Source organism: Fervidicella metallireducens AeB (genome assembly GCF_000601455.1).
GTDB classification, from domain to species: Bacteria; Bacillota; Clostridia; order Clostridiales; family Caloramatoraceae; genus Fervidicella; species Fervidicella metallireducens.
In genome coordinates this window covers 1-5409 of sequence record NZ_AZQP01000074.1, presented here as the reverse complement: position 1 = coordinate 5409, position 5409 = coordinate 1, and the positions used below count along the sequence as shown (strand labels likewise).

7 protein-coding genes are annotated in these 5409 nt (G+C 34.1%); all 7 read left to right on the top strand.

Going from position 1 to position 5409, the window contains the following annotated elements; translation table 11 throughout:
• Nucleotides 1-407: 407 nt before the first annotated feature.
• Nucleotides 408-1304: a hydrogenase small subunit gene (locus Q428_RS13215; RefSeq protein ID WP_035381692.1), complete on the top strand. Its 897-nt coding sequence runs from the start codon at nucleotides 408-410 to the stop codon at nucleotides 1302-1304.
• Between the two features lie 18 nt (nucleotides 1305-1322).
• Complete coding sequence (locus Q428_RS13210) at nucleotides 1323-2759, top strand: nickel-dependent hydrogenase large subunit (RefSeq protein ID WP_035381691.1); 1437 nt, start codon at nucleotides 1323-1325, stop codon at nucleotides 2757-2759.
• On the top strand, nucleotides 2759-3220 hold the full coding sequence (locus Q428_RS13205) for a hydrogenase maturation protease (RefSeq protein ID WP_242847849.1): 462 nt from the start codon (nucleotides 2759-2761) through the stop codon (nucleotides 3218-3220). The genes Q428_RS13210 and Q428_RS13205 overlap by 1 nt, the downstream gene beginning before the upstream one ends.
• Nucleotides 3208-3372, top strand: a complete 165-nt coding sequence (tatA, locus tag Q428_RS15035; protein ID WP_084478386.1) for a twin-arginine translocase TatA/TatE family subunit — start codon at nucleotides 3208-3210, stop codon at nucleotides 3370-3372. Before Q428_RS13205 ends, tatA begins: the two co-directional genes overlap by 13 nt.
• Complete coding sequence (tatC, locus tag Q428_RS13200; RefSeq protein WP_035381689.1) at nucleotides 3369-4100, top strand: twin-arginine translocase subunit TatC; 732 nt, start codon at nucleotides 3369-3371, stop codon at nucleotides 4098-4100. Before tatA ends, tatC begins: the two co-directional genes overlap by 4 nt.
• A 196-nt stretch (nucleotides 4101-4296) precedes the next feature.
• Nucleotides 4297-4755: a superoxide dismutase family protein gene (locus Q428_RS13195; protein ID WP_084478388.1), complete on the top strand. Its 459-nt coding sequence runs from the start codon at nucleotides 4297-4299 to the stop codon at nucleotides 4753-4755.
• 96 nt (nucleotides 4756-4851) lie between these two features.
• Nucleotides 4852-5409: transposase (locus Q428_RS13190; RefSeq protein ID WP_035381684.1), on the top strand; the 558-nt coding region annotated here is incomplete at its 3' end.

Here is a 5409-nt window from a genome sequence, read left to right as displayed (position 1 = left end):
CTTGGACAAGCATGGCAAAAATCCAAGAAGAAAAAGAAATAAATTTAAATTAAACTAGGAAATTCTGAAGTTTTATTAAAAGTAAAGCATGAAAATATTCTTAAAAAATAAATATATAGGTAACTACAGTAAGTATATGTCCCACATCTTTTGTCCCACATCTTTGTGTCCCACATCTTTGCAACAAAAGAATAAATTTTCCTTAAAAGGAAATATCTGAATCAATCAGTTAGGACAAGTAGTAAATGTCCCTAAGTGCCTACACAAATCAATTTTATTAAGTCACCTCTAAAAATAATATATCATATATACAATATTTAAAAGATAAGGGTTGATAAATAACAGTTTTCAATATATAATGAAAATCAATACTAATTGAAAAATAATATCAATGAGGTGCATATAGTATGAAAATGTCAAGAAGAGATTTTTTAAAATGGTGTACAGCCTCAGCAGTAGCACTAGGGATAACAAGCGTAGATTTAAATAAATTAGAGGAGATAGTGTTAGCAGCAGAAACTGCTCCAAATATTATTTGGCTTCAAGGGTCGGGTTGCTCAGGTTGTTCAATATCCATGCTTAATGCAGTTGAAAACACAACCATAGATAACTTCCTTATAAATAAAGTAAACATGAAATATCATCATAATTTAATGGCCGCAGCAGGAGCCCTTGCAATAAGTGCACTTGATCTAGCTGTATTAGAGAATAAAGGAAATTTTATATTAGTAATTGAAGGTGCAATTCCTACATATAATAATGGAACACACTGTATATTAACAGAAAGAAATGGACAACCATGGACAATGTTAAGTGCAGTTAAAGAACTTGCAGCAAATGCTAAATATGTTATTGCAGCAGGAACATGTTCCGCCTACGGTGGTGTACCTAAGGCAGGTATAAACATAACTGGTATAAAGACAGTTAAAGAAGTTGCTTATGGAATGACAATGAATCCAATTATAAACCTACCAGGATGTCCTGTGCATCCGTTAACTCTTACTAAAACAATTATAGATCTTTATTTATATGGTATGCCTAAAATAGACTCAGAAGGAAGACCAACAGAGTTTTATTCAAGTTCTGTTCACCAAAAATGTCCAAGAAGAGGAACGTCATCAGCTTCAGTACTTGGAGCACCAGGTTGTTATAAAAATTGTGGCTGCAAAGGTCCACAAACAAATAACAATTGTCCAAGCAGAAAATGGAACAATGGAGTTAATTGGTGTATAGACGGAGGACATCAGTGTATTGGATGTGGTGGAAAAGATTTTCCACAAACACCAATATACAAGTTTCTATAGTTTAGGAGGAATATAAAAATGGGGACAATAATCAAACTAGACCCTGTAACAAGGTTAGAGGGTCATCTAAAAATAGAAGTTGAAATAGATGGCTCAAATAAAGTTGTTAACGCGCACAGTACAGGAAATATGTTTAGAGGATTCGAGAAGATACTTGTTGGACGTGATCCCAGGGATGCAGTTCATTTGACACAAAGAATATGTGGACTTTGCCCTGTAAGCCATGCAATTGCTTCGGTAAAAGCAATTGAAAATGCTTTTGGCTTTAAAGCAAACAACGATGCAATTGTTCTTAGAAATCTAATACAAGGCTCAAATTTTCTTTCAGACCATATACTTCAGTTTTATCACTTAAGTGTTTTAGATTATGTTAAGGGCCCAGAGAAAAGTCCTTGGGTTCCTGGTTATGATATAGATATGAGGTTGACAGCAGCGGAAACACAAGCAGTGATAAATAACTATATAAAAGCTCTTGAAATTAGAAGAAAAGCGCATGAAATGGCTGCAATACTTTCTGGTAAGATACCGCATGTAATGTCAATTGTTCCAGGAGGAGTTACAAAGGTACCACTAAGTACAGATATAACTAAATTTAAGACTTATCTTACAGATGTAAAAGCCTTTATAGATAATGTATATATGAATGATGTAAATTTAATTGCAGAAAAATACAGTGACTACTATAGCGTTGGAAAAGGTGTAGGTAACCTGTTAACCTTTGGTGTATTTGATACTGATACAAGTGGAAATACATTGTTTAGAAGAGGAACATATAAAAATGGAATTATTGGAACAATAGATCCATTAAAGGTAAAGGAATTTACAAAGTATTCTTGGTATAGTGATGACTCAGGAAATAGAAATCCATCTGATGGTAAGACAGACGTTATGTATGCAAAAACGGGAGCATATTCATACCTAAAAGCACCAAGATATGATGGAGAGGTATATGAGCTTGGACCACTGGCAAGAATGATTATAAATGGTGAATACACAGGTAATATATCTGTAATGGACAGGCATATGGCGAGAGCTTTGGAGACTAAAAAGCTAGCAGGTCAAATGGTAATTTGGGCAAATATGATGACTACATCCATGAAACCCTATACACAACTAAAATTGCCAACATCTGGTGTTGGAATAGGGTTAACTGAGGCACCAAGGGGGGCACTGGGACATTGGTTAAATTTCAGTAGTCAAAGGACTACAAACTATCAAATAATAACACCAACCTGCTGGAATGCATCACCAAGAGATGATTTTGGAAAGATGGGAGCAATTGAGCAGGCTCTTATTGGGGTAACAATAGCAGACATAACAAAACCAATTGAACTTTTAAGAATAGTACATTCCTTTGATCCATGTACAGGATGCTCAGTTCATGTTATAGATTCAGAGAAAAATATAAAATCTGAATTTGTAGTGTCAACTCCAAATCCTATGGGGGTGTTATAGTGAAAAGAGCTGTCCTTGGAATAGGCAATATACTACTTCATGATGATGGAATTGGAATACATGTTATAAATGAACTTGAAAAAGAAGAATTAGTTGGTGTTGATTTAATTGATGGTGGAACTGCAATATTAGACCTTTTAGATATATTTATAAATAATGATTATATAATTATTGTAGATAGCCTAAAAGGAGGACATGAGCCAGGAACCATATACAAATTATCAGCAGAGGATATGGATGGGTACATAAAGGGTAATACATCCCTCCATGATGTTCAAATACTTGATATTGTGAAACAAGCGAAATATCTAGGATTTTGCCCACAGGTAACAATATTAGGTATTGAACCTGAGAAAATTGATTATGAAATCGGATTGACTGATAGGTTAAAAAATCAGTTACCACAATTAATTAAAATAGTTAAAGATGAATTGGAGGAGAAAGAAAAATGCCAAGTTTAGGATTTCCAGAATTAATTATAATATTAGTAATTGCACTTGTTATATTCGGACCTAAAAAACTTCCGGAAATAGGAAAAGCTATGGGATCATCAATAAAGGAATTTAAAAAAGCTACAAAGGACATTGTAAATTCAGAGGATGATGCTAAATGAAAAATGAAGAAATGACAGTTATAGATCATCTTGATGAGATAAGAAAAAGACTATTTATTTGTATAGTCTTTTTCATTATTTTTTCGATTGCTGCATATGTATACTCAGACTTAATTGTTAACCTTTTAAAAAAGCCAATTGGGGAAACGGCTTTAATATTTACAACACCAGTAGAGGGCTTTATTACTAAGCTTAAGGTTGCAGCCTTTGGAGGAATATTAGGTTCCTCACCTGTAATTTTCTTAGAATCAATACTATTTGTATCACCTGCATTATATAGGGGAGAAAAAATACTCCTGTTTTGTTTGCTTCCATTTATTATAGCTCTTTTTCTTGGAGGCTCATTCTTTAGCTTTTGGATACTACTTCCATCAACAATAAAGTTTTTATTAAGCTTTGGAAGTGAATTCATGCAGCCAATGCTTTCAGCAGGTAAATATTTTTCCTTTGTGATATGGTTTGTTCTAGGGATTGGGGTTGTTTTTGAGCTTCCTATAGTTTTATTAATGCTTTCTAAGCTAGGTATAATAAACTACAAGTATTTAAGTAAAAAAAGAAAATATATATTATTTATGATTGTAGTTACTGCAGCGCTAATAACGCCAACTCCAGATGCAGTGACTTTATTAATGGTAGCACTACCATTAATGCTGCTTTTTGAAATAAGCTTATGGATTATGTTTATACAAAATAAATTTTTCAGGAGAAAGGCTCAATATCGAGAGTAGCTATTCATGATTAGTTAGATCATTTGTCTAGGAGTTGTTCTAAATACTGTAAAATATAAATATTTTATAGTTAAGAGAATTATAGACTTGGAGGAAATAAATGGATAGAAGTGATAATTATGTTGATATGCAGGTTCAGCAGTTTAATCAATACTGCTGGCAGAATCATGGGATATATCCAGTAGGTAAAAACTATATGGCAGTTGCTAAGGTTGTTGGGGGACCTCTAGCACCGAATCTAAGAGGATATATTTACTTTAGAAGAGTGCAGGGGGGAACTGAGATTTGTGTTAGTGTTACAGGGCTGCCGCCATTTACCCCAGGGAAAAATGGGCAGCCCCAAATAGGCCCCCATGGATTCCATATACATGAATATGGAAAATGTGAAGTAGGTGATCCTAAGGATCCATTTAAGTCAGCAGGTGGGCATTGGAATCCAACCAATCAACCCCATGGTAATCACGCAGGGGATTTTCCCGTTCTTTTCTCAAACAATGGAATGGCGATGATGAGCTTTTTTACAAATAAATTTAACGTTGAAGATATCATAGGCAAATCAGTAATAATACATCAAGGTCCAGATGACTACAAAACTCAACCGGCAGGAGGCGCCGGCAAACGTTTAGCCTGTGGGGTTATTAGGTGGTATTCATAATCTGGGACACATAAGTATTGTTCTGAGCTAATGAATAACATCTCCCTTCAAAGGAAATACTATTTTCAGAGTAAACTTTGAAGGGAGATGTTTTTTATGCCTAGGATAGCAAGACAGAAGAAGGAAGATGCCATTTTTCATGTAATGGCAAGGAGTATTAGTGAAGTTGATTTATTTAAAGACAATACGGATAAGCTTAATTATTTAGCTTTGGTTAAAAAATATCAAAAAACCTATGAATTCAGAGTATATGGCTACTGCCTTATGGATAACCATCTACATCTGATAATAGATGCCAACGGAGCAGATATTTCAAGGATTATGCACAGCATAAATTTCTCCTATGCACAATATTTTAACCACAGATATAAAAGACATGGACATCTTTTTCAGGACAGATTTAAAAGTAAAATGGTTAAGAGTGAAATATATCTCTATGCCTTATCGGCATATGTTCACAACAACCCATGTGATATAAAGGGATATGAAAAATGTCCGGAAAAATATGAGTTTTCAAGCCTTTCAATATATCTAGGACTTAGACACGACCCCTATGAACTAGTTGATGATGGCTTTATTATGGGCATGTTCAGCAAAAATCCTAAAAAAGCAAGAGAAAGCTATATGAAATTAGTATATAAGTGCTCTGATAAA